The organism is Paractinoplanes tereljensis, assembly GCF_016862435.1.
GTDB lineage: Bacteria > Actinomycetota > Actinomycetes > Mycobacteriales > Micromonosporaceae > Actinoplanes > Actinoplanes tereljensis.
Genome location: NZ_BOMY01000002.1, coordinates 269914 through 295028, shown reverse-complemented (window position 1 = coordinate 295028; position 25115 = coordinate 269914). Strand labels below are relative to the sequence as shown.

Here is a 25115-nt window from a genome sequence, read left to right as displayed (position 1 = left end):
TCTGCCGAACGAATGCCGGGCGGGGCAGTGACGGGAATCCCGCTATACCTACCAAAGGTGCGAACTTGGACTCGCGGGCTTGCCATCGATCCGGACAAACAGCAGGATTCCGGGGCATCGGTGACAGTCCGGGAGGAAGTTTTCGTGACCAAGGATCGCACGAGCAGCGTCGCACGGGCGGATTCTGACGGCGCGTCGACCATGGATCTCAGTGGGCGCTGCGTCGGGAGCTCGTACGTCCTGCAGCATCCCATCGGCCAGGGTGCCACCGGCACCGTGTGGCGGGGTGTGGACCGGGCCTCCGGCGAACCCGTCGCGGTCAAGCTGCTGCACGAGAGCCTGCTGCGCCAGCCCAAGCTGGTCACCCGGTTCGTGCAGGAGCGCACCATCCTGCTGATGCTGCGGCACCGCAACGTGGTGCGGGTCCGTGATCTGTTCAGCGTGGGCGAGACCCTCGGGCTGGTGATGGACCTGGTCGACGGCGGCAGCCTGCGCGATCATCTCCGCGAACGCGGCACCGTCGCCGCGACCGAGGCCTGCCGGCTCGCGGCCCAGGTCGCGGCGGCGCTGGCCGAGGCGCACGAGCTCGGCGTGATCCACCGCGACCTCAAGCCGGACAACATCCTGCTGCGCGTGGAGGGCGGCAGGCTGGACACCCGGCTCACCGACTTCGGGGTCGCGCGGATCCTCAACACCCCCAGCATGACCACGCCCAACGCGGTCGTCGGCACCCCGCACTACATGGCCCCGGAGGCGTTCCACGGGTCGACCGCCTCCCCGGCCACCGATGTGTACGCGCTCGGCGTGCTCCTGTACGAGCTGGTCAGCGGGCGGCCGCCGTACGACAGCGACTCGATCCCGGACCTGATGCGCCGGCACATGGAGGGTCAACGGGAGCGGCGGCCGGGCATGCCGGACGCGGTCTGGGACCTGGTCGACGACTGCATGGCGAGCAAACCCCGGCTGCGGCCCAGCGCGGCCGAGATGGTGGTGGCGCTGTCCGACGCGGCCCGGGAGTGTGAGGGTGTGCCGGCCCTGCCCCGGCCGCACGGGGTCTACACCGACCCGGGCAGCGCCTACTCGGACGACTCGGCGTTCTACCCGAACGGCCTGGCCCATCCGCCCCGCGCGAGTCGGGTGCCCAGCCAGCCCGTTCGAGCCCGGCCCGCCAGTGTGAGCGAGCCGGAGGTGCGGACCGGCAACGCGGGGCCGGGCCGGGAGGGCGGGGACGACGTCGCCGAGGCGGTCAGCCTGCTGCCCTTGCCACGCAAGCCGGACCTCGGGAACGCCCCGCCCCGGTGGCGGTGGATCAAGCGGCCCGGGGTCACCATGGGGCTGATCGCGGCGGCCATGGTCGCGTCGGCGGTGGTCACCACGATCTGGAACAACGGCCGCGAGGACGGCGGGCAACCCCGGGAGACGGTCACCCCGACCAGCTCGTCGAAACCGTCCCCGGCCGCGCTGGCGAGCCGGGCGCCGGTGAAGGCGGCTGCCCACCCGGTGCGTTCGGTCACCCGTACCCGCGTACCCGCCAAAGCCTCCGCACCCAGGGTGACCAAGACGCGGTCACCGCAACCAGAGGCCAAGCCCTATGGTCCTTGGCAATGCCGGCAGAGCGTGGCCTTCGACCTGAGCAGCCGGACGCCGCTGGTGCCGGCGCCGTGTCAGATGATCGGGCGCGACATCCAGTACCAGGCGTCGCTGACCGCGCCGGGCGGTGGCACCGGCAGCATCTCGGTGACGTTGCAGGACGCGAGCAGCGGCCGCACCGTGGCCGGGCCGAAGACCTGTAACGGCCTGGCCTTCGGCGGCAACGCGGCGACGCAGGGATGCGGGCCGTCCGGGGCCAGCCCGTCGCGCGGCCGGCAGTACGCGGTGGTCATGACCTACCGCTACGAGCGGAACGGCCGGACGATCGCCAGCTCCTCCAAAGGGTCCACCTTCACCTGGTGACGAAACGTAGGAAATTAAGTCGACCGATGATCGGTTGACGCCTAACGTGATCCGCATGTTCGCGCCCGGTCTGCAGCTGCCCTCGATGGTGGCTCCCGGGCGCGTTCTTCTTGTCAGCGGCGCCGATACCCGAAGCTGACCCTTCCCCACCTGCCAGCAGAACCCCGGGGAAGGGTCGCTGGTCCCTGTGCGGGTTCTGGCGCGGTTAGCCGCGTTTCGTGACAAATCAGCCTTACCACCAGTGAGGAACCATCATGGCCAAGAGCCAGTTCATCCGTAACAAGCCGCACGTCAACATCGGGACGATGGGGCACGTCGACCACGGCAAGACCACCCTGACCGCCGCCATCACGAAGGTGCTCGCCGACCGCGACCCGGCCGCCAACCGGTACGTCGCGTTCGAGGGCATCGACAAGGCGCCGGAGGAGGCCGCCCGCGGCATCACCATCACCATCGCGCACGTCGAGTACGAGACCCCGACGCGCCACTACGCGCACGTGGACATGCCCGGCCACGCCGACTACGTGAAGAACATGATCACGGGGGCGGCGCAGGTGGACGGCGCGATCCTCGTCGTGTCGGCGCAGGACGGGTCGATGCCGCAGACCCGCGAGCACGTGCTGCTGGCCAAGCGGGTCGGCGTGCCGTACCTGGTGGTGGCGCTCAACAAGAGCGACGCCGTGGACGACCCGGAGCTGCTCGACCTGGTCGAGCTGGAGGTGCGGGAGCTGCTCAGCGAGTACGGCTTCCCGGGCGACGAGGTGCCGGTGGTGCGCGTGAGCGCGCTGAAGGCCCTCGAGGGCGACCCGCACTGGGTCGGCTCGGTCGTCGACCTGCTCGACGCGGTCGACGACTACGTCCCGGTGCCGCCGCGCGAGCTGGGCGAGCCGTTCCTGATGCCGATCGAGAACGTCCTGTCGATCAGCGGCCGGGGCACGGTCGTCACCGGCAAGGTCGAGCGCGGCACGCTGCACGTCGGCGACCCGGTCGAGGTCGTCGGCCTCGGCCCGACCGTGGCCAGCGTGGCCACCGGCCTGGAGATGTTCGGCAAGTCGCTGGAGTCGGCCCAGGCCGGCGACAACGCGGCCGTCCTGCTCCGGGGCGTGAAGCGCGAGCAGGTGCAGCGCGGCCAGGTGGTCGCGGTGCCCGGCAGCGTCACGCCGCACCAGCGGTTCCGGGCGACGATGTACGCGCTGACCTACGCCGAGGGCGGCCGGCACACGCCGTTCGAGGCCAACTACCGGCCCCAGTTCTACTTCCACACGACCGACGTGTCGGGTGGTCTGGACCTGGGCGGGCTCGACCTGGTGATGCCGGGCGACACCCTCGACGACGTCGTGGTCACGCTCGGTAAGCCGGTCGCGCTGGAGACCGGGATGGGTTTCGCCGTACGTGAGGGTAATCGCACGGTTGCCGCCGGTACCGTCACCCATCTGTTGGACTGAACCACGATTAGCGGCCCGGCTGGTGAACAGCCGGGCCGCGGCCGGGTAGCCTTCGCCCGGTGAAACACCCCCACTGGCGACGCCCGCTAGTTGCCGCCGGTGCCCTTCTTGCTGCCGCCATCGGTGGCGTCGCGTGGGCCGAGAACACCGATCCCGCGAGCGCCCCGGATCAGGCCGTCGTCGCGCCCGCCGCCACCGTCCCCGCGATCATCCATGCCCCCGACGAGGCCGCCTTCCGCCAGCAGTGGGGAGCGCCGGTGGCCGAGCAGTCGGACGAGTTCAACGGCACCGCGATCGACCTGAAGAAGTGGGGCCTGTTCGGGGCCGGCTACGACGAGACCGTCGGCTGCTCGCCCGGTTACCACGACAACGGCCAGCGCTGCGCGTCGCAGACCACCCAGAGCGGCGGCTACCTGCGGGTGACCGGTACGGCCGACGGCAAGACCGGCGGCCTGTGGGGCCGGACGAGACCCTTCCGGTACGGGCGGGTCGAGGTCCGCGAGCGCGCGCTGCCGCTGGGCAACAACGGCGGCAAGCCCTACCACGCGGTCCCGCTGCTCTGGCCGGACAACGACGCCCTCTGGTCCGAGGCCGAGATCGACTTCGCCGAACGCGACGTGGCCGCCCCCACCGTCGGCCTCTTCGTGCATTCCAAGGGCACGAAGGAATGCAAGGTGGTCCTCGATTCCACCCAGTTCCACAACTACGCCATCGATTGGCAACCAACCAAAATTTCCTGGTACGTCGATGGCGTCCTCAAATGCACCATCAACGCCTCGATCGAGGCGTTCAGCCGCTCCAACGGCGGCGCCCAGATGGACATGTTCCCGGACAACGGCGCCCTGATGCAGCCGGCCCGCCAGGACATCGACTGGGTCCGCATGTACGCCACCCCCGACACCGAATACCAGTAGGCCCCCGCGCGTGGTGCGCATCCACGCCTACGTCGTCGGGCCGTTGCGGGCCGGATCGCGGCCCAGTTCGTGTGAGCCGAGGGTGCCGCCCAGGTAGAACGGCAGCTCCTCGAACGTGCGGCCCAGCGACAGCCGGATCGCGTTCAGCAACAGCAGATGGGCCTCCGCCGCCGGGCGGGACGCCTCGGTCAGGCCCTTCTCGTCGACCGGGTTGGTGACCGGGTTGCGGGTCGACACCGCGTCCAGGAAGACGCCGACCGCGCGGCCGAAGCCGTCGATCGCGGTCGCCACGGTCAGCGGCGCGACCAGGCTGGCCGAGGTCAGCGCGACACTCCAGGCGGCCCAGTCCGCGTTGTGCGGCCGGCGGTCCAGGTGGGCGCGCCGCAGTTCCATCATGAAGCGGGCGTACTGCCCGAACAGCTCCTGGTAGGCCTGCAGCTGCTTGTCCCGCACCCAGTGCCGCTCCTGCGCACGGCGGGTGACGACGCCACCGACCAGCACACCGAGAGTCGCCGAAAGCGCACCACCGAGCGTCGTCGCCACCACCGGCAAGATGTCCATGGCATCGAAGTCTGTCAAATCTCGACGTTTCCTGGGCGTTGCGCCTTAGTTAAAGACGTCAATAAACTCGCACGGATAGCTCTTGATCTATCTGTGCGGGAGGTCTCGTGAGGCGATCGACAACCGCGGCGCTCGTGGTGGTGTTGCTGCTGGCCACAGCGCAACCCGCCGACGCCGGTGGGCACCGGGGCGCGCTGGTCAGCGGCTCCTGGTCGACCGGGGCCACGCACGCCTGGCAGGCGCTGCCGGCCGTCCGGGTCGGGGACGGGCGCGGGCAGGGCACCGACGCGACAGTGGTGGTCGACCCGAGTCAGGAGCGGCAGGCGTACAGCGGGATCGGGTTCTCACTCGACGAGACCAGCGTGTCCAACCTCTGGAAGCTGACGCCGGCCGAGCGGGAGAACGCGATCCGGCTGCTCGCCGACCCGAAGACCGGGGCCGGGCTGGACCGGTTCCGGCTCACCATCGGCAGCCCCGACCTCATCGAGCATCTGCCGTTCTGGTCCTACGACGAGCTTCCGGCCGGGGTGGCCGACGATTTCGCGCTGAAGCACTTCTCCATTCAGCGGGACATCGATCTGCACATCGTGGACACCGCCCGGCTGATTCTGAAGTACAACCCGAAGGCCACCTTCTTCGCGTCGGCGTGGAGCGCGCCGGCCTGGATGAAGACGAACAACAAGTTCCTCGGTGAGGTCGCGCTGAAGCCGGGCAGCACGTCTTCCTACTACCAGGCGGGCAAGCTGCGGGACGACTGCATCGACGTGTTCGCCCGGTACTACGTGAAGTACCTGCAGGCGTACGCGAAGCAGGGGGTTCGGGTTGATTCTTTGACGTTGCTCAATGAGCCGGGGATGGATGTGGTCTATCCGGCCATGGACATCAGCGTCGACCAGCAGCAGAAACTCGCGGTCGCGATCAAGCGGGAGACCCGTCGCGCCGGATTGCGCACCGACCTCTACGTGCACGACTTCAACTTCTGGGACTGGCGCGATCCGGCCAGCACCGAGACCAAGAACTACTACCGGATCATGAACGATCCGGCGGCCCGGAAAGCGGCCGACGCGATCGCGTTCCACCCCTATTGGGGCGATCCGACGGTGATGCGCGACGCCTATCAGGAATTCGGCAAGCCGGTGCATCTGACCGAGACCAGCGACCTGAACCCGGCAACCGTGCTCAGCTATTTCCGGCTCGACGCGAGTTCCTACATCCTCTGGGCGCAGGCCACCGACCAGGACGGCGGCACCCTGCACTGGACCGACAAACGCGACAACAACGTGGACTGGGACCAGATCGCGGCGACCACCAAATGGCCGGACCGATTGGTGAAGGTCAACACCAATTCCAAGACCTTTTCGGTACGGGATGAGCTCTACCCGCTCGGCCAGTTCGCCCGTTATCTGAAGCCGGGCGACGTCCGGGTCGAGTCGAGCGCGCCGGCCGGCGGCGTGAGCAACGTCGTCTACCGCGACGGAAACGACTTCACGGCCATCGTCGCCAACAGCAACCCCACCCCCTCGTCGGTACGTGTGGTGCTGGGCGCCGAATCCTTCGTGGTGACGGTGCCGGCCGGGGCGTACGCCACGTACCGATGGAATGCGCGACCGCCCGGCACCCACCGCAACCACGCACCGGTCTTCGCGGCGCCGGCGCCGGTGATCGCCGACCAGTACGTGACCACGACGTTCCGGCTGCAGGCCACCGACCGGGACCGCGACCGGCTCGCCTACTACGCCACCGACCTGCCGCCCGGCGTCTCACTGAACGCGACCACCGGCGAGGTGACCGTCCACCCGACCACCGCGGGTGAGCAGACCCTGACCTTCTACGTCACCGACGGTGCCGCCCGTGTGGCTACCACGGTGCACCTGACGGTGGCCCCGCACGGTGCCCCGATCGGCGAGACGGTCGAGGCGGAGGCCTATGTCGCGCAACACGGCTGGACCGAGGGGGTCAACTTCGTCGAGTCGAACCCGTCGGCCAGCGGCGGCAAGAACGTCGGCTGGACGGCACCCGGCAACTGGCTGCAATACCGCCTGGACGTGGCCGCGGCCGGAACCTACGACCTGGAACTGCGGGTAGCGAACGGCACCGGCGCGGAGGCCCCCGGCGCGATCTCGGTGCGCGACGCGTCCGGCGCCACCCTGGCCACCGTCTCGGTCCCACCCACCGGCGGCTGGGGCACCTACCAGTCGGTGCACGTGCCGGTGCCACTGCCGGCCGGCGACCAACCGCTGACGGTCTATTGCGAGACCGGTGGGTTCAACCTGGATTACCTGCGATTGAGCTGAGTGTGCGGATCTAGGGCAGGGCCGCAGGTGCCCTGCCCTATCAGGGCCTCAACGGTTCGGCCGGTCAGTCGGCAGCGGCCGGCACTCCAGAACGGTCCACCGGCCGACCGGGGGAGTGCTCACGAGTTCGAGGCCGGCTCCGGCGAACAGGCTCTGCCATGCGCCAAGCGTCCGCTCCCGGCCACCGAAGACCAGCATCATGTCGATGTCCAGGAACTTGGCGTGGTCCCAGTGGTTGGCCTCACCCATCACCTGTTCCAGGACGAACAGGCGGGCCTGCGACCGGTCGGCGATCGCGGTGCGGACCCGGCGCAGGATGGTGGCCGCCTGGTCGTCCGGCCAGTTGTGCAGGATGCCGCGGAGCACGTAGGCGTCCGCGACGGGCAGCGGATCGGTGAAGAAATCGCCGGCCGCCAGGGCGACGCGGTCGCTGACCCCGTGCTTCTCGAGGACCGGGCCGGCCGCCTCGAGGACCGGCCCACGCTCGAACAGCACGCCACGTGCGTCGGTCCGGCGTTTGAGCGCCTCGGCCAGGAAATGGCCCTGGCCGCCGCCGAGGTCGGCGATCGTGGCGAACCGCTCCGGCCGCATCGCGTCCAGGTGAGCCGGGGTGAGCCGGAGGTTCATCTGCGTCATCGTGCCGTCGAAGAACGCCTCCTCCTCCGGATGGGCGGCCAGATGGTCCCAGAGCGGCCGGCCGAACTCGTGGTCGAACGCCCGCCCGCCGCCGGTCGCGGTGTGCAGGATCGACGCGTACGAGCGCTGGATCGTCGGCGCGCAGCTGTAGAGCACCAGGGCGCGGATGCTGTCCGGGGTGTCCGATCGCAGGCCCTCGGCCAGCGGGGTCAGCATGAAACGGTCGTCGCCGTCGGCCGCGAAGATGCCGACGCCGGAGGCGGCCGTCAGCAGGCGCCGCAGGGCGTCCGGTTCGGCGCCGGACGCGGCGGCGAGATCGGCGACGAAGCGCGGCCCGTCGGCGAGGTGGTCGGCCACGCCGAGCGCGCACAGGGCGTGCACGATGCCGGACAGCCGCACCCCGCCGGCGAGCATGAGCAGGCGCTGGTTGTGGAGGTCCTGCGGTCCGGTGCTCACGCCGCGTCCTCCAGGATCGCCTTGATCCGCTCCTGTTGGATCTTGGTGTTGCGGTTCAGGTAGTCGACCATGCCCGCGTCGTCGGTGTGCGCGCCCGGTTTCATCTCGAAATCCTGGATCCAGCGCATCCGTACGCCGTCCGGCTCCTCGTGGAACTCCCAGCGCAGGTTCATGTACGAGAAGGCGCCGGTCTCCACCCGGAACGCGCGGACCGACCGGGTCTGCGGGTCGGGCGTCCGCTCGGACACCCAGCTCCACACCCGGCCCTGCTGGTCGGGGTGCATCACCAGCCGGAACCGGACGGTGTCGCCGTCCTTCTCCAGGATGGTCGCCTCGGCGTACTCGCTGAACAGCTGCGGCCAGGACTCGACGTCGTTGGTGCGGTTCCAGACCAGGTCCATCGGCGCCTTGATGACGATGCTGTTGTCGGTGTGCCCGGCCATGTCACGCCCCGGTGATTCGCGCGTTGATGTACTCCACGGCGATGCGGGGCGTCTTCATCTCGACCACCGCGTCGTCCGGAATGGCGATCTTGAACTGTCGGCCGATCCGCGCGGACACCTCGAGCAGCGCCAGCGAGTCGTAGCCCAGTTCGTAGAAGGGAAGGTCGAGCACGTCGTCGTTCCAGGCGCCGGTCTCCGGTGCCCCGGCGGCGTCCTTCAGGACGGCGCCGAGGTCTTCCATCGTGAACGTGGTCATCGTTATTCCTCTCCAGGCAGTGACAGCACGGCGGCGGCGTTGAAGCCGCCGTAGCCGCGGGCGAGAACGAGAACGGTGTGTATCGCGGCCGGCCGGGACGCGTCCGTGACCAGGTCGATGTCGAGGCGCGGATCGGCGGTCACCCCGGCCGCGGCCGGAATGATCTGATCCCGCAGGCAGAGCAGCGCGGTCGCCAGGTCGAGCGCGGCGCCACCGGCGTACAGGCGGCCGGTCATGGCCTTGGGGGCGGCGACCGGCACCGGCCGCCCGAACAGGTCGCGGATGGCGGCCGCCTCGGCCCGGTCCAGTGCCGGCGTCCCCGCGGCGTCGGCGAAGACCACGTCGACCTGGGCGGGGTCGATGCCGGCGTCGTCGAGCGCCCGGCGGGCGACCCGGCCCAGCACGGGCGGGCGCGGCGACCCCGGAGGCGGATCGAAGCCGCAGGCGTAACCGGTCAGCGCGCCGTACACCCGGGCGCCACGGGCGGCCGCCGATCCGTACGGCTCCATGACCAGCATCGCGCCGCCCTCGCCGGGCAGGAAGCCGTTCGCGTCGGCGTCGAACGGCAGGTACGCCCGGGACGGGTCGGTGCGCGTGCTCAGCAACCCGGTGCGCAGCTGGGTGATGAAACCCCACGGGCACAGCGAGGCGTCGGTGCCACCGGTCAGCACGACACCGGCCCCGTTGCGCAGCACCCGCCGGGCCTGTCCGGCCGCGTCCAGGCCGCCGGCCTGCTCGGTGGCGACCACCCCGCAGTTGCCCTTGAACCCGTGCCGGATCGACACCTGGCCGGTGTTGGCCGCGTAGAACCACGCGATCGACTGGTACGCCCCGACGTACTCGGATCCGCGCGACCACAGGTTCTCCAGCTCCCGCTGACCGAACTCGAAGCCACCGGAGGAGTTGGCGGTCACCACGGCCCGTCCGAACTCGGGCACGGTGTCCAGGTCGAGCGCCGAGTCGGTCAGTGCCCCGTCCGCGGCGGCCAGGGCGAACTGGGTCATCCGGTCGGTCTGCGGCACGAGCCGGGCCGGCACTCGCACGCTCTCGTCGAAGCCGCGCACCTCACCGGCCAGCCGTACCGGGTAGCCGGAGGCGTCGAAGCGCTCGATCGGGCGGATGCCGGCGGTGCCGGCCAGGGTGGCGCTCCAGTAGTCCTCGATGCCGATTCCGGTCGGCGCGATGATGTCCATGCCGGTGAAGACCGCGGTGTCGGTGGCGATCATGAGGTCACCCGGGACAGCACGGCGGCGCTCTGGAACCCGCCGAATCCGCTGCCGACGCAGAGCACCCCGTCCACCCGGTGGTCGCGGGCGGTCAGCGGGACGTAGTCGAGGTCGAGATCCGGGTCGGGCACGTGCAGGTTGGCGGTGGGCGGCACGACGTTGTGCTCGATGGCCAGCGCGCAGGCGACCAGTTCCAGCGAGCCGATCGCGCCGAGGGAGTGACCGATCATCGACTTGATCGAGCTGACCGGTACGTCGTACGCCCGGGCTCCGAGCGACCGCTTGAACGCGTTGGTCTCGTGGACGTCGTTCTGCTTGGTGCCCGAGCCGTGCGCGTTGATGTAGTCGATGTCGCTCGGATCCAGGCGGGCCTGATTCATCGCGACCCGGATCGCCTCAGCCATCTCGGTGCCGTCGGGACGCAGGCCGGTCATGTGGGTGGCGTTCGCCCGCCCGGCGAAACCGCGCAGCTCGGCGTAGATGTGCGCGCCGCGCGCCCTGGCCGCGTCCAGATCCTCCAGGACCATCACCGCGCTGCCCTCGCCGAGCACGAAACCGGCCCGCCGCTTGTCGAACGGCCGGGAGGCGTGCTCGGGATCGTCGTTCTCCGGCGACGTGGCCCGGATCGCGTCGAAACAGGCGACCGAGATGGGGGAGATGGGTGCGTCCGTGGCGCCGGCCACGACTACGTCGGCCGAGCCCTCCAGGATCAGTTCGCGGGCGTGACCGATCGCGTCCAGCCCCGACGTGCAGCCGGTCGACGTGACCGAGACCGGGCCTTCGGCGCCGACGTCCCATGCCACCTCGGCGGCCAGAGTGCTGGGCACGTGATAGCCGTAGATGTGCGGCATCGCGTACTCATGATCGACCGTCCACTTGCGACCGGCGTCGCTGACCACGACGTACTCGCTCTCCAGGCCCATCGTGCAGCCGCAGGCGCTGCCGATGCTGACCCCGGTGCGCCCGGGATCGCGGGCGGTGAGGTCCACGCCGGCGTCGGCGACCGCCTCCCGCGCGGCGACCACCGCCATCTGGGCGGTGCGGTCCATCCGCCGGACCTGCTGCGGGGTCAGTCCCTCGCGGGCCGGGTCGAAGTCGGCCTCGGCGGCCATGCGCGACCGGAACGGCGACGGGTCGAAGAACGAGATGGGCCGGGTGGCCGACCGCCCGGCCGTGAGCAGCTGCCAGAAGGCCTTGACGCCGGGGTCCCCCGGCGCCACCGCGCCGAGTCCGGTGATCACTACGCGCCGGGTCATCACTGGCCTCCGACCTGCGGCAGCGCTGCGGCGGGGTTCGGCACCGGCTCGGTGTCGACATGTCCCATGTCCGGGCGCGGCGCCAGCGGCGACACGTGGAAGACGGCCAGGACCGGGTCACTGCCCGGGTTGACGAACCGGTGCCGCTGACCGCGCCGCACCATGATCGCCTCGTCGGCGCTCAGCTGGATCTTGTCCCCGTCCACGGTCAGCTCGAGTGTGCCGCGGACCAGGTAGAGGAACTTGTCGGAGTACGGGTGGTACTGCTCGGCGACGTATTCGCCGGGCGCTAACGTCAACGTCCCGCCGAATCCGTCCGTCGCGTCGACCGTGCGTGGGCTGAGCAGGACCCGGATCTCGCCGCCCTGCCGGGTTGTCGGCACCACGTCGCGGGCCGCGATCTTTCGTGCGGCGGCTGTCGCCATCGATGGTCTCCTGTCGTGGGACGGAGGACGGCCGGCGAGCCCGGCCTTCCCCGACGCTGACAGTGGTGGCTAGAGCCTCGATCGACGCGAGCTGGAGACCGGCTCAGGCGTCGCTGCCGGACGCCGTCCGGTCCAGACTGGCCAGCAGCTCCTCGTGCCAGGTGAGCTCGGCCTCCAGGCGCAGCTCGGTGTGCCGGAACGAGAGAACCTCCAGCCCCCCGATGTACGGCTCGGCCGCCGCGTGCAGGCTCTTCCACGACTCGATGTTGGCCCGGATCGTCCGCAGGCGGTCCGCCACCATGGCGTGGAGCAGCTCGGCCGGCATGTCGAAGGTCGACTGGAGCGCGAGGTCGATGGGATCCGGCGTCAACCGGCAGTCGCGCAGCGCTTCGTCGCGCTGGGCCTCGAACTCGCGCCGCCCGGTGTCGGTGAGCGCGTACACGGTCCGCGCCGGGCGGCTGCCCGCCTGCTCGGTCCGCACGGTCTCGATGACCTGGTCTTTCTCCATGCGGTGCAGGGCTCCGTAGAGCGAGCCGGCCTTGATGTCGGTCCACAGGTCGGTGCGGTCGACCTGGGCCGCGAGGCGGATCTGGTGGCCGTACATCGGGCCGCCCTTGGCCAGGGCGCTGAGGATGAAGAGACGGGTGCTGTTCACCGCAACAGTGAAGCACTAGTCGCTCTTTACCCAGGCTCGAGAGCCGCCTGTCAGCGTCGTGGAGAGGCGAAACCCGATCCCGGAGGTCACCCGTGCGTTATCAGGCTTTGATGGTCCGACGCTTCGACGAGGCTGACGCGGACGCCGTCGCCGGCGTCTTCGCCGACCACGACGCGACCGGGCTGCCGGCCCGGCTCGGCGTCGCGCAGCGGACGCTGTTCCACTACCAGGGGCTCTACTTCCACCTGGTCCAGTCGGACGTCGAGTTCCTCCCGCGGCTCTACGACGCCCGCAACGACGCCCTCATCCAGGACATCGACGCGAAGCTGCGGGGCTACCTGCGGCCGTACCGGAAGAACGAACCGGCCATGGCGCAGTCCCAGGCCACCTCGTTCTACCAGTGGCACGCGTGATGACCGGCGAGGGCGGATACCGGGTACTCATCCGGATGGAGATCGAACCGGGCGCGGGGCCGCGCTTCGAGCTGGCGTGGGGAGAGATGTCGGCGATCGCGCGCCGTCATCCGGCCAGCCGGGGCCAGTCGCTGTCGCGGGTGGCCGACGAGCCGGACGTGTACTACATCGTCACCGACTGGGCCGACGAGGCCGGGTTCGCCGACTTCACGGCCAGTGCCGGGCACGCCGAGGGCGGCCGCAAGCTCAAGGAGCTCCGCCGTGGCGGATCCCGCACCCCGATGGTCGTGGTGCAACGGGTCCCCGGTCATCTGGTGCCGAGCGCGCCGTGACGGCCCCGACACTCGACGACGACCTGGACTCGCTGCTTCTCATCCGGCACTTCGAGCAGCGCCTGCTCGATCTGTTCGCGGCCGGCGAGCTCAACGGCACCACGCACACCTGCCTCGGCCAGGAGCACGTGCCCGTCGCGCTGAGCCCGCTGCTGGCCGAGGACGACTTCGTGCTGAGCAACCACCGCGGCCACGGTCACTACCTGGCCCGCTACGACGATCCGGCCGGGTTGCTGGCCGAGATCATGGGCCGGCGGGGCGGGGTGTGCGACGGGGTCGGCGGCAGCCAGCACCTGTTCCGCGACGGCTACCTGTCCACCGGTGTACAGGGCGAGAGCCTGCCGGTCGGCGTCGGCATAGCGCTGAGCCTGCGCCGCCGCAAGCCGGGCTCGGTAGTCGTCGCCTACATCGGCGACGGGACGTGGGGCGAGGGCGCGGTCTACGAGGCGCTGAACATGGCCGCGCTGTGGCGGGCTCCGATGATCGTCGTGGTCGAGCACAACGGCATCGCGCAGACCACCCCGACCGAGGCTCACCTGGCCGGCACCATCGGCGGCCGGTGTGCCGGGTTCGGCATCCGGCACCGGCTGGTCGAGGGCAACGACGTGACGGCGATCCGGGCCGCGCTCGCGCCCGCGATCTCGCTGGTGCGGACGAGCGGCGAGCCGCTGGTGGTCGAGTTCCGTACGCACCGGCTCGGCCCGCACAGCAAGGGCGACGACACGCGTTCCGAACAGGAGCTCGAGGCGGCCCGCCGGGCCGACTGGTACCCGCGCCTGGCCGCGGCCGCACCGGAGTCCTTTGCCGCGGCGGACGGGCGCCAGCGCGACCGGGTGGCGGCGGTGGTCGACGACGTACGGGCGCGACCGGCGTCAGAATGGAGGCGGCAGTGGCCGGCGAACGAGTAGTCGAGGCACTCAACCGAGGGCTGCACGACCTGTTGGGCCGCGACCCGGGCACGCTGCTGCTGGGCGAGGACGTCCTGGATCCGTACGGCGGGGCCTTCCGCGCCACCAAGGGGCTGTCCACCCGGTTCCCGGACCAGGTCCTCTCCACCCCGATCAGCGAGAACGGCATCGTCGGGGTGGCCAACGGCCTGGCGCTGGCCGGGCACCGTGTGCTGGTCGAGGTGATGTTCGGCGATTTCCTGCTGCTGGCGTTCGACCAGATCGTCAACTTCGCCGCCAAGTCGGTGTCGATGTACGGGCGCCGGGTGCCCCTGCGCACGGTCGTGCGGTGCCCGGTCGGCGGCGGACGCGGCTACGGCCCGACGCACAGCCAGAACCCGCAGAAGCACCTGATCGGCGTGCCCCATCTGGCGCTGGCCGAGATGTCGGCCTTCCACGACCCCCGGCACGTGCTCGCCGACCTGCTCGACCGCGGCGATCCGGCGGTGTTCTTCGAGGACAAGATCCTCTACACCCAGCCGGCCCGGGGCGAGGGCCGGATCGACCAGCTCTGGGCGGCCGAGCTGCCGGCCGGCCCGCTGGGTCCGGCCGTGCTGACCATGGGCCGGCCGGAGTCAACCGACTGCCTGATCATCTGCCCGGGCGGGGTGGCCGACCGGGCCATGCGGGCCGGCGCCGAGCTGCTGCTGCGCCACGAGCTGGAGACGCAGATCATCGTGCCGTCGCGGTTGTGGCCGTTCGACGCCAAGCCGGTGCTGGACGCGGCCGGGCGGGCCGCCGTGGTGTGCGTTGTGGAGGACGGGCCGGCCGGTGGCGGCTGGGGCGCGGCGGTGGCTCACGAGCTGCACACCGCGCTGTGGGGTCAGCTGAGCCGGCCGGTGGTCACGGTGGCCGCCGAACCGGAGGTCATCCCGGCCGCCCCGCACCTGGAGGAGACCGTCCGGGTCGGCCCGGCCAAGATCGTGACCGCGGTGTGGGAGGCGACGCGATGACCGACATCGTCGTACCGAAGGTCAACGCCAACGACGAGTCGTACGTCCTCACCGACTGGCTTTTCGCCGACGGTCAGGACGTGCCGGCGGACGCGGCCGTGGCCGTGCTGGAGACCTCCAAGGCCACCCACGAGATCGTCACCGAGCAGGGCGGGATCCTGCACCGGCTGGTCGCCGAGAACACCGAGTGCAAGCAGAGCGACGTGATCGGGCGGCTGTTCGCATCGGCCGCCGACCGCGACGCCTTCCTCGCCACCGAGCGGGCCGCACCCGAGGCCGCCCGCCCCGCCGCCGGCATCGTCACCGACGCGGCGCGCGCGGAGGCCGACCGGCACGGTGTCTCCGAGCAGGAGCTGCGGGCGCTGGGCGGCGTGGTCCGCCTCGGCGACGTGCGGAGGCTGGTCGCCGAGCGGGACGGCACGGCGGACCGGGTCCGCACGCTGAGCCGCCACCAGCAGGCGGTGGCCGCGGTGGTCGCCGAGGCGCACGCGACCGTGCCGGCCGCATACACCGCCGTCAAGGTGTCCGCGGAGCGGTTGCGCGAGGTGCCGCCGACCCGCCCGGCCGAGGCCGTCATCAAGGCGATCCGGCAGGCGTACGAGGAGTTCCCGCTGTTCTTCGGCCGGCTCCGCGACGGCCGGGAGGTGGTTCTGCCGGACCGCGTCGACGTCGGCGTGACCGTCGACGCCGGCCACGGGCTGTACCTGGCCACCGTGCCCGACCCCGCCCTGCTCACGCTGGCGCAGGTCGCGGACACCCTCGACGGCCACCACCGGGCGGCCCTGACCGGATCGTTCCGGGAGGCGGACCTCGACGGCAGCTGCATCGGGCTGTCGGTCAACCCGTACACCGACGTCAGCCTGGTCGTGCCGTTGATCTTCCCGCCGCACCTGGCCATGGTCTCGCTCGGTGGCCCGCAGCGGGAGCTGACGCTGGACCCGGACGGCAAACCGGTCGCGCGCACCGTGTTCACCCTGGGCGTCGCCTACGACCACCGGGTGCTGGGTGGCCGCGACGCCGTCCGCTTTCTCAAGCATCTCAAGGCGAGCGTGGAGAACCGCGAGCGCTTGCAGGCATGGACCACCCCGCCGATCGCCCAGGAGGCGTCCGCATGACCGAATCAATCTCGCCCGCCCCGCAGTACGACGGAATCTTCACCCCCTGGCTCGCGGTCACCGACATGGACCGCTCCATCGAGTGGTACCAGAGGGTGCTCGGCTTCGAGATCGAGTTCCGGGCCGACGCGAAGGTCGGCTGGTGCGAGTTCATCACGCCCACCAAGGACGTCTATCTCGGGCTCTACCGGATGCCCCAGGTCGCTCCGGGCGGCGGCGCGATGCCCACTTTCGGGGTACGCGACCTCGCGACCGAGCGCGCCCGCCTGACCGCGATGGATGTCCGGGTCCAGGGTCCGGACCAGGTCATTCCCGAGCTGATCTCGTTCTTGACCTTTCTCGACCCGGACGGGAACGCGCTGATGTTCTGCCAGGTCCTGCACGAGCCGCGACACTGACGACCGACGTATACTCATAAGCGACTAATCGCGTACGAGTTAGGGTGTCGTGACATGGGCGATCGTTCGGGCTGGGCTCACCTGCTGTGGCGGGCGCTCGAGATCGTCGGTGTCGTCAGCGCTCACCTGGTCCTGCTGGGCCGGTTCGCACGCCGTGCCGGGTCCGCCCTCCGCGATCGACTGCGTGAGTGGCGGACCCGCCCCCAGAGCGGCGCTGATCGAAGCGACGCCGACCACAGCGAGGTGAATGTCGTGGTGTTCGAACCCACTCTCGGCGAGCGGGCCGGCCGGCTGTTCAGTCGCCGGCGCGCCCTCAGCGTCGGGGTCCTGGCCGTGACCGCGGGCGCGGTGGTCCTGACCAACAAGGGCTGTGCCGATCCGCCGGGCGGGGTGCCCAGCTCCGACGCGCGCGGCCGTCGCGGCGCCGGCCCGACCGAGTGGGTGCCACCCCGCAACCCGCCCAAGGCGAGCCCGCCGGTGCAGCACTTCACGCTGCCCTTCGTGGTGCCGCCGGTGCAGCGGCCGGTCCGGGACGACGTCAGCGGCACGTACTACGCGATGACCCAGCGGGACGCCTCGATCGAGATCATCCCCGGCCTGCGAACCCCGATCATGGGGTACGAGGGGGTCTTCCCGGGTCCGACGATCATGGCCCGGTCCGGCCGGCCCACCATTGTCGACCACACCAACCGGCTCGCCGTGCCGGTCGCCGTTCACCTGCACGGCGGCAAGAACCCGCCCGCGCAGGACGGCCACCCGACCGACCTGATGGCGCCGGGCACCGCACGCCGTTACGCCTATCCGACCGACCAGCGCGGCGCCACCCTGTGGTACCACGATCACCGGCTCGACTTCACCGGCCCGCAGGTCTACCGCGGCCTGGCCGGATTCCACATCATCCGCGACGCGGTGGAGGACGCGCTGCCGCTACCGGCCGGCGACAAGGACGTCCCGCTGCTGATCACCGACCGGCTCTTCGAGGCCGACGGCACGATGTACTACCCGAGCTCCGACCCGTCGTTGCGCACGCCCGGGTTGTACCCGTGGGCCATGAACGGGCAGTACGGCGACACCGCCCTGGTCAACGGCGTGCCCTGGCCGCGCATGGAGGTCAGCGCGACGAAATACCGATTCCGCGTCCTCAACGCCTCGAACGCCCGGCACTGGGACATCACGCTCGACCCGCCCCCGCCGTCGGGCGATCCGTTCGTCCAGGTCGGCAGCGACGGCGGACTGTTGTCCTCGCCGGTCGGGCTACGCAACATCGTGATGTCTCCCGCCGAGCGCTTCGACGTGGTCATCGATTTCGCCCGCTACCCGGTCGGCACCCGCGTGGTGCTCGTCAACAACGACCGGACGATCCCGGTGGTCACCGAGTTGATGTGCTTCGACGTGGTGCGGCGCGAGACCGAGACGGCTACCGTTCCGGCCCGGCTCGCGCCGCCGCTGGACCTGCCCGATCCCGCCGACGCGGTGGGGATCCGTCATTTCGACTTCACCCGCCGCGCCGACGGCATGTGGGGCATCAACGGCGCGATGTTCGACGACCGCCAGAGCCTGGCCTCGCCGGCCCTGGGTAGCACCGAGATCTGGGAGTTCACCAGCGACGTGGCGCATCCGGTGCATCTGCACCTGGTCCACTTCCGGGTGCTGTCGCGGTCACGGCCGCAGAGCCCCGAGCCGTGGGACGGCGGGTGGAAGGACACCGTCCGGGTCCGTCCCGGCGAGACCGTGCGGATCGTCAGCCGCTTCGAGGGGTGGCGCGGCAAGTACGTCTTCCACTGTCACAACCTCGAGCACGAGGACATGATGATGATGGCTAACTTCACGGTGCAGTGACTCACCAGGCCGGTTGCCGGTTCATCACCTCGGCCCAGTCCTGCCGGGCGGCCCACTGCTCGAAGGTGTGCCAGCCGACCTCGGGGAACTCGGTGTGCAGTGCGGCCGCGTCCATGTCGAAGCCACCGTCCTCGAACCAGATGAACATCTTGGCGACGTCGTCACCGCCGTACCGGCGCAACTCCTCCACCGTGTTGCGGGTGTAGGTGATCGGCCGCCCGGTGTGGCGGGTCAGCAGATCGGCCAGGGCCGGACCGGTGGTGACGTCGGAGACCAGGTCGACGCGCCGCCCGGCGAAGCGGCCGGGATCGGCCAGCACCAGCGAGACGAAGCCGGCGATGTCCTCGGGATCGACGTACTGCAGCGTGCGGTCCGGGCTCAGCGGCATGATCAGTTTTCCCTCGCGCAGCCCGGCCACGGTCTGCGCACTGCTGACCACCTCCATGAAGACGGCCGGGGCGACAATGGTCCAGGGCACGCCGAGGCCGCTCAGGTGCTTCTCCACCTCCAGCTTGCTGTCGAACCAGCTGATCCCGGTGCCCTTGTCGGCGTTCGCCGCCGAGCTGTAGACCACGTGCCGCACCCCGGCCGCCGCTGCCGCGTCGAGCAGCGTTATCGCCTGGCGGGTCTCACCGTCGGGCCCGGCCTCGAGCGGGGTGCCCATCGCGAAGGCCACGTCGACACCGGCGAAGGCGCCGGGCAGCGAGGCGGGTTCGGTGAAGTCGCCGGTCACCAGCCGGGCTCCCCGGCCGGCCAGCTCCCGCGCCGGCGCCGAGTCGGGCTTGCGGGTGAGCACGGTGACGGTGTGCCCGTCTTCGAGCAGCCGGCGGGCGACCGCGCCGCCCTGAAGTCCAGTGGCCCCGGTGACCAAGACGCTGAAAGCCATGCGTGTCTCCTCGCGTGAGTACTTGGATTTTCACTGTGGCGGCCCTCGATCGCGGCTGGCTCGACGCCTGCTCGAACCCGGGCCGTGGCACATGGGCCGGCACCCGTTCCGCGGGGGACGGAACGGGTGCCGGCGGGCGGGGCGTACGAATCAGGTCTTGTTGTCGGTCTTCGACCACTCCGTCGTGCTCTTGGCATCCGACCAGTCGCCGCCACCGTTGCTGTCGCTGTCGCCGTCGCCGCCCCACGAGCCCTCGCCCGCCGAGGAGTCGCCGCCCCAGCTCTGCGGCTGCGGTTTGGGCAGCACGAACACCAGCAGCAGGCTGAGCACCACCGCACCGAGCGAATAGGCGGCGCCGACCAGCACGGCGTGGGTGAAGTTGTCGGCCACGGCGGCGTCGGCCGCCTCGGTGAAGGCCGCGCCGACCGGTCCGGGCTCGGCCTGCGGGCAACTCGCGGGCACGGCGGTCGGGTCATCGGCGTTGCCCCGATCCACGAAGCACCGCTGGAACTGATCGACGCTCTGCTGCGCCTCGTCCGGGCTGAGGCCGGCCGCCACCAGTTGCTGCTGCAGTTGCGGCGTCACCTGCTCGGCCGATGCCGCCGCGTGGTTGCCGAGCGCACCGAAGAAGGCGACGCCAACCACGGCCAGGCCCAGCGCCATGCCGAGACGTTGCGCGGTGTTGAGCACGCCGCTGGCCGCGCCCGCGTCCTTCCACTGCACGCCGGACAGCACGATGTCGACGTTCGGCGAGATGACCAGCCCGGAACCGAGGCCGCTGACCAGGAGCGACGGCACCAAGGCCCAGCCGGACACGTCGGCGCCGACCTGGTCGATCGTGACGATCAGCCCGATGATGCCGGCCGACACCAGACCGGCGCCGAGCGCTATCACCCAGCGGCCCATTCGGCTGGAGAACCAGTCCGAGAACAGCCCGCCGGCGAACGAGCCGACCGCGAAGGGCAGCAGCACCAGGCCGGCGTAGAGCGCCGAGCGGGCCAGGCCGAGCTGCAGGTAGAGGGAGAGCACGAACCAGAGGCTGATGAAGCCGGCGAAGTAGGCGAAGCCGATGCCGATGCCGGCGCTGAAGGTGCGCCCGCGGAACAGGTTCAGGTCGATCAGGGGCTCCCGGCCACGCCGGGTCCGGCTCCGCTCGAAGATCACGAACAGGGCGAACATCGGCACCGACGCGGCCAGCATGAGCCAGGACCACAGCGGCCAGCCGGCCGCCCGGCCCTCGACCAGCGGGAAGCTGAGCAGGAAGATGGCCGAGCCGATCAGCAGGATGCCGATCGGGTCGAGCGAGCCGCCGCGGCCGCGGGCTTCCCGCAACCAGGCAGCGGCCATCACGGCCGTGATGATGCCGAGCGGCACATTGATCAGGAAGATCGGCCGCCAGCCCAGGTCCTGCACGTTCCAGTCGATCAGCAGGCCGCCCAGCAGCGGGCCGAGCGCGACCGCGACGCCGCTCACCGCGCCGTAGAGGCCGTAGGCGCGGCCTCGTTCCTTCATCGGGAAGGCGACCTGGATGACCGCGAGGATCTGCGGGTTCATCAGGCCGGCCATGGCGCCCTGCAGGACCCGCCAGACGATGAGGCTGACCGGTCCCTGGGCCAGGCCGCAGAGGGCGGACGTGATGGTGAAGCCGGCCAGCGAGAGCAGGAACAGCTTCTTGTAGCCGAAGCGGTCGCCGAGCCGGCCGCCGGGGATGAGCAACAGGCCGTAGGCCAGGGCATAGCCGGTGATCACCCACTCCGCGGAGTCGTAGCTGGCCTCGAGGTCGCGCTGCAGGGGTGGGATCGCCACGTTCACGATGGTGCTGTCGATCAGGATGATCAGCGCCCCGGCGAGCACTGCGGCCAATGCGTACCACCGGCGCGGGTCGGGTGGTGCTGTGTCGGTCTGCCAGCTGGTAGCTGTGCCGTCTGCCATGAGAACCGCCCCGCTTCTGAGCGTGAGAAATAGTCCAACGCGATTACTCGTACGAGAGTAATCGGGACGGTCGCGCCGGGCAAGCGTGTCGGCGGCCTCGTTGGTGGCCGGCCGGGCCGGGTGGCCACCCGGCAGAAATGCACTGACGTCGATGCTGCGAAGGCGATCGGACCGGATGAAAAAGAGACTCCTAAGTAGACATGTCGTAATAGTCGAATCCTGTCCTGTTTCCCGGCATCCGAATCGGGAACGCTTTATCTCGGTCACTAAATATTCGTTTAATACGGGCAATCTGAACGTGGCGAGAGTGACCTTCCTGACAGCGGTGGTTCCGCTACGCCTGCCGCCGGTGCCTACGCACCGTCTCTGCCGTTGCGCCCACGGTGATGCCCTGAGTACGGTGACTGGGTGTTTTGTTCGGCTCAGCGGCTATTCAGATAGACGTATGCGAGCAGTAATACGCGAGTCACGCGACTGTAACAAGGAGACCCCAATGTGGAAACTGAAGGTTCTCGGTCCGCTCGAAATTCGCTACGACGGGCGGCCATGTCTGCTGACCGCACCGAAGATGCGGGAGGTATTCGCTCTGCTTCTTCTGCATCCGAACGAAACCGTCAGCATGTCCGCGATAATTCGCGAGGTGTGGGATGAGAACGTGCCGTCGAGCGCCGTGACGACGATTCAGACGTACGTTTACCACCTTCGTAAGCGGCTTCGGCAGACAGCACCGCACGACGACAGCTGCCAGCTGCTCACCCAGCACCCCGGCTACACCCTGCGGATCCCGGGCGCGTCCCTCGATCTCACCGAGTTCACCCAGCTCGTGGCCCGGGGCCAGACGGAATCGGAGCAGGGCCGGTACGCCGACGCGGTGGAACACCTGCGGCAGGCCCTGCGTCTATGGCGCGGCCCGGCCCTCGACGACGTCAGCAAGGGGCATCCGCTCGAAACCGACGTTGCCCGTCTGGACGAGGACCGGATCCGGGCCACCGAGCTGCTGGTCGCGGCCGAGATGCAACTCGGCCGGCACCGCGAGATCGTGCCTCAGCTGCAGACGCTCGTGTCCAGCTACCCGTGGAACGAGTGGTTCCACGAGCAGCTGATCACCGCGCTGCACCGTTCGTCGCGCCGGGGCGACGCCCTGCGCGCCTACCAGAACGCCCGCCGCATCCTCGACGAGGAGCTCGGGCTCGACCCCTCACCGCAGCTGGAACGCCTTCAGCTCGAGGTTCTCGCCGGATCCGCCGGCTGACGCCCGAGCGCGGACCGTGGCGGCGGTCCGCTCAGCGGCCGGCCAGTGGCCGGCTCCATTGCCGCCTCATTTCTCAGCGGCCGGGGGCCAGTAGCCGGCTCAACTGCCGCGTCACATCACCCTGCGCGGTGGACAACGGCCGGCAATCGATCATCGGCACGTCGTTGTCGCGCATGAGCGTCGTCAGGGCCGCGCCGGGACCCACGTCGACGCAGCGATGCTTCCCGCTCGCGCCCAGCGCGGCCGCGGTCTCCAGGAACCGGATCGGTGCGCGGATCGCCTGCCAGAGGTCGGCCGGAGCCGGGTGGTCCCGACGCTCGGCGGCCAGCGCACAGGAGAACCAGGGGATCTGCGGGAGCCGCACGCTGCCGTCGCCCTCGGCGGCCGCCAGGAACGGCTCCCGGGCGGGATCGATCTGCCTCGAGTGGAAACCCCGCGTCACCGGCATCCGGGCCGACCCGTAGCCCCGCTCCGCGAGCCATCCGGTGGCCGTGTCCAGCGCGTCCCGGTTGCCCGCGAGAACGAAGTGGCGCCGGCTGCGCAGCGCCACCTCCGGCCGCCCCGGCAGCGCGGTGAGCTCGCCTTCCAACTCCTCCGGCGGGGCCAGAACGGCCATCATGCCGCCCGCGTCGCAGTGGACGGCCAGCGCCCGCGTCTGGATCGACAGGACCCGGGCGGCGTGCTCCAGCGACCACGCCCCGGTGAGCACCGCGGCCGCGAACTCGCCCAGGCTGATCGCCAGCACCGCGGTCGGCCGCACCCCGCGATCGATCAGCATCATGGCCGAGGCGTACTGGGTCGCGAAGATGCCGAGATGGGTGACCGTCACGTCGTCGAACGGAGGCTTGGCCAGCAGCAGGCCGGGCAGGACCGAGCGGCCGGCCACCTGGCGCAGGCACACGTCGACGTGTTGCAGGTGAGCGCGGAACCGTTCGTCCGAGCGGAACAGGTCGCGGGCCATCGACGGATACTGGCTGCCCTGACCGGAGAGGAGGAGGACCGCGTCGGTCATCGAACGCATTCGAGGATCGTCGGCCCGGAGGCGGTGGGAATCTCCCGCTCGAGCCGGAAGCCCGCTTCGGCGGCCAGGTCGCCGTACTCGTCGGCGGACCGCTCCCGGCCACCGACCAGAACCAGCATCCGCAGGTCCATCCGCGTCACCATGTCGTTGTCCAGCTGACCGGCGATGATTCGCTCGACGATGAGCAGGCGCCCGCCGGCCGGCACGGCCTCGGCGCACCGGGCAAGGATGCGCCGGGCGTCCGCGTCGCTCCAGTCGTGCAGCACGTTCGACAGCAGATAGACGTCGTCCCCGGCCGGCAGCTCGTCGAAGAAGCTCCCGGCCACCGTGGTCGACCGGTCGGCGAGGTCTCCGCCCAGGAACTCCTTGGCCGTCGCGATGGTCGCCGGCAGGTCGACCAGGGTGCCGTGCAGATGCGGCGCCTGGTTCAGGATCGCGGCCAGCAGTGCGCCGGAGCCGCCGCCGACGTCGACGACCCGTCGGGCCGCGCTCCAGTCGAGTGCGGCCGCTACCTGCGAGAACCACGGCGAGTGGGTGGTCATCAGGGCGTCGAACGAGTCGGACAGGTCCTGGTCGTCCATCAGGTCCTGCCAGAACGGCTTGCCGTAGAGCAGCGGATAGCCGGGCTGTCCGGTGGTCACCACGTCGAGAAGCGTGCTGAACGTACGGTCCAGCCGGCCGCCGATGCCGTTCATGGTCAGCCAGGCGTGCCGGCCGGCCGGATGGTCCGAGCGCAGCGGCGCCGCCAGGTCGGTGAGTGCGAAGACGTTCAGGCCGGGCTCGCTGAACACGCCACGGGCGGCGAGGTAGCGCAGCACCCGGGCCAGGGCGTCCGCGTCGACCTCGGTGGCGGCCGCGAGCTCGGACACCGGACGGGGGCCGCCGGCCAGGGCGTCCGCTATGCCCAGGGTCGCCGCCACCCGGATGGCCCACGGTGTGATGGCGTCGGCCAGGGCGGACAGGCGAGCGGCGGGGTTACCCTCCATGACTATCTCCTCCGGGTTCACAGGTTGATGACGGCCGCGACGGTGACGGCGAAAGCCGCCACCCCGGCCGCGGTGCGGACCAGATGCCACTGCCGCCAGCGCGGGCGGGGGTCGATCCAGACCGGCGGCAACCGGTCCGGATCGACCCGGCGGACCGAGGAGGCCAGCAGCGGCACGTTGCGGAGCTGCGACACCAGCGCCACGACCACCAGCAGCACGGCGCCGAGCGCGAACAGGACCCGTGCGGCCACTGGGTCGGCCACCATGGCCAGCACCAGGTCGGCCAGGGCCGCGCCGAGCACCAGGATCGGCATGGTCGGCTCGTATCGCCGGTCGAAGCTCTGATGCACCCGGACGTAATTTGACGGGGGCATGGCCGCGAAACCCGGCACGTTGGCCAGCGCCACCCCGAAGAGGACACCCGCGGCCAGACCGGCCCCGACGACGCCCAGCAGGCTCAGCACCCAGATCCACATGAGGACATCGTGGGCGCCGCGGGTGGAGCGCCGGTCGAGGCGGGC

At 70.4% G+C, this 25115-nt stretch carries 25 protein-coding genes; 12 read left to right on the top strand and 13 right to left on the bottom strand.

Annotated elements, in window-relative coordinates; translation table 11 throughout:
• The first annotated feature begins 144 nt into the window (after positions 1-144).
• The 3 genes from Ate02nite_RS02650 to Ate02nite_RS02640 all read left to right on the top strand — a co-directional run bounded on the left by Ate02nite_RS02650 (position 145) and on the right by Ate02nite_RS02640 (position 4312).
• Positions 145-1953: a serine/threonine protein kinase gene (locus tag Ate02nite_RS02650; RefSeq protein WP_239147067.1), complete on the top strand. Its 1809-nt coding sequence runs from the start codon at positions 145-147 to the stop codon at positions 1951-1953.
• Between the two features lie 254 nt (positions 1954-2207).
• The gene (gene tuf / locus Ate02nite_RS02645) at positions 2208-3398 is read left to right on the top strand and encodes an elongation factor Tu (RefSeq protein ID WP_203798251.1); all 1191 of its coding nucleotides are present in this window, start codon (positions 2208-2210) and stop codon (positions 3396-3398) included.
• 59 nt (positions 3399-3457) lie between these two features.
• Complete coding sequence (locus tag Ate02nite_RS02640; RefSeq protein ID WP_203798249.1) at positions 3458-4312, top strand: glycoside hydrolase family 16 protein; 855 nt, start codon at positions 3458-3460, stop codon at positions 4310-4312.
• 27 nt (positions 4313-4339) lie between these two features.
• Here Ate02nite_RS02640 and Ate02nite_RS02635 read toward each other — a convergent pair whose 3' ends face one another.
• Positions 4340-4873 carry a hypothetical protein gene (locus Ate02nite_RS02635; RefSeq protein WP_203798247.1) on the bottom strand — a complete coding sequence of 178 codons (534 nt, stop codon included), beginning with the start codon at positions 4871-4873 and terminating at the stop codon, positions 4340-4342.
• A 107-nt stretch (positions 4874-4980) separates the two neighbouring features.
• On the opposite strand from Ate02nite_RS02635, the gene Ate02nite_RS02630 reads away from it, so the two are divergent.
• Positions 4981-7167, top strand: a complete 2187-nt coding sequence (locus Ate02nite_RS02630) for a carbohydrate-binding protein (protein WP_203798245.1) — start codon at positions 4981-4983, stop codon at positions 7165-7167.
• 48 nt (positions 7168-7215) lie between these two features.
• Here the strand turns inward: Ate02nite_RS02630 and Ate02nite_RS02625 are convergent, their stop codons facing one another.
• The 7 genes from Ate02nite_RS02625 to Ate02nite_RS02595 all read right to left on the bottom strand — a co-directional run bounded on the left by Ate02nite_RS02625 (position 7216) and on the right by Ate02nite_RS02595 (position 12520).
• A complete protein-coding gene (locus Ate02nite_RS02625) occupies positions 7216-8259 on the bottom strand; it encodes a methyltransferase (protein ID WP_203798243.1) in 1044 nt (347 codons plus the stop codon).
• Positions 8256-8702 carry an SRPBCC family protein gene (locus Ate02nite_RS02620; protein WP_203798241.1) on the bottom strand — a complete coding sequence of 149 codons (447 nt, stop codon included), beginning with the start codon at positions 8700-8702 and terminating at the stop codon, positions 8256-8258. The genes Ate02nite_RS02625 and Ate02nite_RS02620 overlap by 4 nt, the downstream gene beginning before the upstream one ends.
• 1 nt (position 8703) lies before the next feature.
• Positions 8704-8958, bottom strand: coding sequence for an acyl carrier protein (locus Ate02nite_RS02615; protein WP_203798239.1), 255 nt, complete (start codon positions 8956-8958; stop codon positions 8704-8706).
• 2 nt (positions 8959-8960) lie between these two features.
• Positions 8961-10184, bottom strand: coding sequence for a ketosynthase chain-length factor (locus Ate02nite_RS02610; protein ID WP_203798237.1), 1224 nt, complete (start codon positions 10182-10184; stop codon positions 8961-8963).
• Positions 10181-11440: a beta-ketoacyl-[acyl-carrier-protein] synthase family protein gene (locus Ate02nite_RS02605; RefSeq protein WP_203798235.1), complete on the bottom strand. Its 1260-nt coding sequence runs from the start codon at positions 11438-11440 to the stop codon at positions 10181-10183. The genes Ate02nite_RS02610 and Ate02nite_RS02605 overlap by 4 nt, the downstream gene beginning before the upstream one ends.
• Positions 11440-11865: a cupin domain-containing protein gene (locus Ate02nite_RS02600; RefSeq protein ID WP_203798233.1), complete on the bottom strand. Its 426-nt coding sequence runs from the start codon at positions 11863-11865 to the stop codon at positions 11440-11442. Before Ate02nite_RS02600 ends, Ate02nite_RS02605 begins: the two co-directional genes overlap by 1 nt.
• A 103-nt stretch (positions 11866-11968) precedes the next feature.
• Positions 11969-12520 carry a PadR family transcriptional regulator gene (locus tag Ate02nite_RS02595; protein ID WP_203798231.1) on the bottom strand — a complete coding sequence of 184 codons (552 nt, stop codon included), beginning with the start codon at positions 12518-12520 and terminating at the stop codon, positions 11969-11971.
• 110 nt (positions 12521-12630) lie between these two features.
• On the opposite strand from Ate02nite_RS02595, the gene Ate02nite_RS02590 reads away from it, so the two are divergent.
• The 7 genes from Ate02nite_RS02590 to Ate02nite_RS02560 are packed head-to-tail and all read left to right on the top strand — an operon-like array spanning position 12631 to position 18517.
• On the top strand, positions 12631-12933 hold the full coding sequence (locus tag Ate02nite_RS02590) for a TcmI family type II polyketide cyclase (RefSeq protein WP_203798229.1): 303 nt from the start codon (positions 12631-12633) through the stop codon (positions 12931-12933).
• Positions 12921-13265 carry an antibiotic biosynthesis monooxygenase family protein gene (locus tag Ate02nite_RS02585; RefSeq protein ID WP_203798227.1) on the top strand — a complete coding sequence of 115 codons (345 nt, stop codon included), beginning with the start codon at positions 12921-12923 and terminating at the stop codon, positions 13263-13265. Before Ate02nite_RS02590 ends, Ate02nite_RS02585 begins: the two co-directional genes overlap by 13 nt.
• On the top strand, positions 13262-14173 hold the full coding sequence (locus tag Ate02nite_RS02580) for a thiamine pyrophosphate-dependent dehydrogenase E1 component subunit alpha (RefSeq protein ID WP_203798225.1): 912 nt from the start codon (positions 13262-13264) through the stop codon (positions 14171-14173). Before Ate02nite_RS02585 ends, Ate02nite_RS02580 begins: the two co-directional genes overlap by 4 nt.
• On the top strand, positions 14155-15165 hold the full coding sequence (locus Ate02nite_RS02575; RefSeq protein WP_239147066.1) for an alpha-ketoacid dehydrogenase subunit beta: 1011 nt from the start codon (positions 14155-14157) through the stop codon (positions 15163-15165). Before Ate02nite_RS02580 ends, Ate02nite_RS02575 begins: the two co-directional genes overlap by 19 nt.
• Positions 15162-16280 carry a 2-oxo acid dehydrogenase subunit E2 gene (locus tag Ate02nite_RS02570; RefSeq protein ID WP_203798221.1) on the top strand — a complete coding sequence of 373 codons (1119 nt, stop codon included), beginning with the start codon at positions 15162-15164 and terminating at the stop codon, positions 16278-16280. The genes Ate02nite_RS02575 and Ate02nite_RS02570 overlap by 4 nt, the downstream gene beginning before the upstream one ends.
• Positions 16277-16678: a VOC family protein gene (locus Ate02nite_RS02565; RefSeq protein WP_203798219.1), complete on the top strand. Its 402-nt coding sequence runs from the start codon at positions 16277-16279 to the stop codon at positions 16676-16678. The genes Ate02nite_RS02570 and Ate02nite_RS02565 overlap by 4 nt, the downstream gene beginning before the upstream one ends.
• A 54-nt stretch (positions 16679-16732) precedes the next feature.
• Complete coding sequence (locus tag Ate02nite_RS02560; RefSeq protein ID WP_203798217.1) at positions 16733-18517, top strand: multicopper oxidase family protein; 1785 nt, start codon at positions 16733-16735, stop codon at positions 18515-18517.
• 1 nt (position 18518) lies between these two features.
• Here the strand turns inward: Ate02nite_RS02560 and Ate02nite_RS02555 are convergent, their stop codons facing one another.
• Entirely contained in the window at positions 18519-19403 is an 885-nt protein-coding gene (locus Ate02nite_RS02555; protein WP_203798215.1) for an NmrA/HSCARG family protein, read from the bottom strand.
• A gap of 150 nt (positions 19404-19553) precedes the next feature.
• Positions 19554-21335 (bottom strand): MFS transporter, encoded by a 1782-nt coding sequence (locus Ate02nite_RS02550; RefSeq protein WP_203798213.1) that lies wholly within the window; start codon positions 21333-21335, stop codon positions 19554-19556.
• 493 nt (positions 21336-21828) lie between these two features.
• Here Ate02nite_RS02550 and Ate02nite_RS02545 point away from each other — a divergent pair, with 493 nt between their 5' ends.
• Positions 21829-22587, top strand: a complete 759-nt coding sequence (locus tag Ate02nite_RS02545; RefSeq protein ID WP_203798211.1) for an AfsR/SARP family transcriptional regulator — start codon at positions 21829-21831, stop codon at positions 22585-22587.
• A 73-nt stretch (positions 22588-22660) separates the two neighbouring features.
• Here the strand turns inward: Ate02nite_RS02545 and Ate02nite_RS02540 are convergent, their stop codons facing one another.
• From Ate02nite_RS02540 to Ate02nite_RS02530, 3 genes are read right to left on the bottom strand one after another with little or no spacing between them, the layout of a single operon-like run.
• The gene (locus tag Ate02nite_RS02540) at positions 22661-23599 is read right to left on the bottom strand and encodes an acyltransferase domain-containing protein (RefSeq protein ID WP_203798210.1); all 939 of its coding nucleotides are present in this window, start codon (positions 23597-23599) and stop codon (positions 22661-22663) included.
• On the bottom strand, positions 23596-24594 hold the full coding sequence (locus Ate02nite_RS02535) for a methyltransferase (RefSeq protein WP_203798208.1): 999 nt from the start codon (positions 24592-24594) through the stop codon (positions 23596-23598). Before Ate02nite_RS02535 ends, Ate02nite_RS02540 begins: the two co-directional genes overlap by 4 nt.
• 17 nt (positions 24595-24611) lie before the next feature.
• On the bottom strand, positions 24612-25070 hold the full coding sequence (locus Ate02nite_RS02530) for an anthrone oxygenase family protein (RefSeq protein WP_203798206.1): 459 nt from the start codon (positions 25068-25070) through the stop codon (positions 24612-24614).
• Positions 25071-25115: the final 45 nt, after the last annotated feature.

Bases quoted from the DNA above. Each gene is read 5' to 3' on its own strand.
- Ate02nite_RS02605 (WP_203798235.1), bottom strand. From the start codon at position 11,440: ATGACCCGGCGCGTAGTGATCACCGGACTCGGCGCGGTGGCGCCGGGG.
- Ate02nite_RS02565 (WP_203798219.1), top strand. From the start codon at position 16,277: ATGACCGAATCAATCTCGCCCGCCCCGCAGTACGACGGAATCTTCACC.
- tuf (WP_203798251.1), top strand. From the start codon at position 2,208: ATGGCCAAGAGCCAGTTCATCCGTAACAAGCCGCACGTCAACATCGGG.
- Ate02nite_RS02535 (WP_203798208.1), bottom strand. From the start codon at position 24,594: ATGGAGGGTAACCCCGCCGCTCGCCTGTCCGCCCTGGCCGACGCCATC.
- Ate02nite_RS02545 (WP_203798211.1), top strand. From the start codon at position 21,829: ATGTGGAAACTGAAGGTTCTCGGTCCGCTCGAAATTCGCTACGACGGG.
- Ate02nite_RS02600 (WP_203798233.1), bottom strand. From the start codon at position 11,865: ATGGCGACAGCCGCCGCACGAAAGATCGCGGCCCGCGACGTGGTGCCG.
- Ate02nite_RS02620 (WP_203798241.1), bottom strand. From the start codon at position 8,702: ATGGCCGGGCACACCGACAACAGCATCGTCATCAAGGCGCCGATGGAC.
- Ate02nite_RS02610 (WP_203798237.1), bottom strand. From the start codon at position 10,184: ATGATCGCCACCGACACCGCGGTCTTCACCGGCATGGACATCATCGCG.
- Ate02nite_RS02530 (WP_203798206.1), bottom strand. From the start codon at position 25,070: ATGTGGATCTGGGTGCTGAGCCTGCTGGGCGTCGTCGGGGCCGGTCTG.
- Ate02nite_RS02555 (WP_203798215.1), bottom strand. From the start codon at position 19,403: ATGGCTTTCAGCGTCTTGGTCACCGGGGCCACTGGACTTCAGGGCGGC.
- Ate02nite_RS02590 (WP_203798229.1), top strand. From the start codon at position 12,631: ATGGTCCGACGCTTCGACGAGGCTGACGCGGACGCCGTCGCCGGCGTC.
- Ate02nite_RS02570 (WP_203798221.1), top strand. From the start codon at position 15,162: ATGACCGACATCGTCGTACCGAAGGTCAACGCCAACGACGAGTCGTAC.
- Ate02nite_RS02615 (WP_203798239.1), bottom strand. From the start codon at position 8,958: ATGACCACGTTCACGATGGAAGACCTCGGCGCCGTCCTGAAGGACGCC.
- Ate02nite_RS02560 (WP_203798217.1), top strand. From the start codon at position 16,733: ATGGGCGATCGTTCGGGCTGGGCTCACCTGCTGTGGCGGGCGCTCGAG.
- Ate02nite_RS02540 (WP_203798210.1), bottom strand. From the start codon at position 23,599: ATGACCGACGCGGTCCTCCTCCTCTCCGGTCAGGGCAGCCAGTATCCG.
- Ate02nite_RS02550 (WP_203798213.1), bottom strand. From the start codon at position 21,335: ATGGCAGACGGCACAGCTACCAGCTGGCAGACCGACACAGCACCACCC.
- Ate02nite_RS02635 (WP_203798247.1), bottom strand. From the start codon at position 4,873: ATGGACATCTTGCCGGTGGTGGCGACGACGCTCGGTGGTGCGCTTTCG.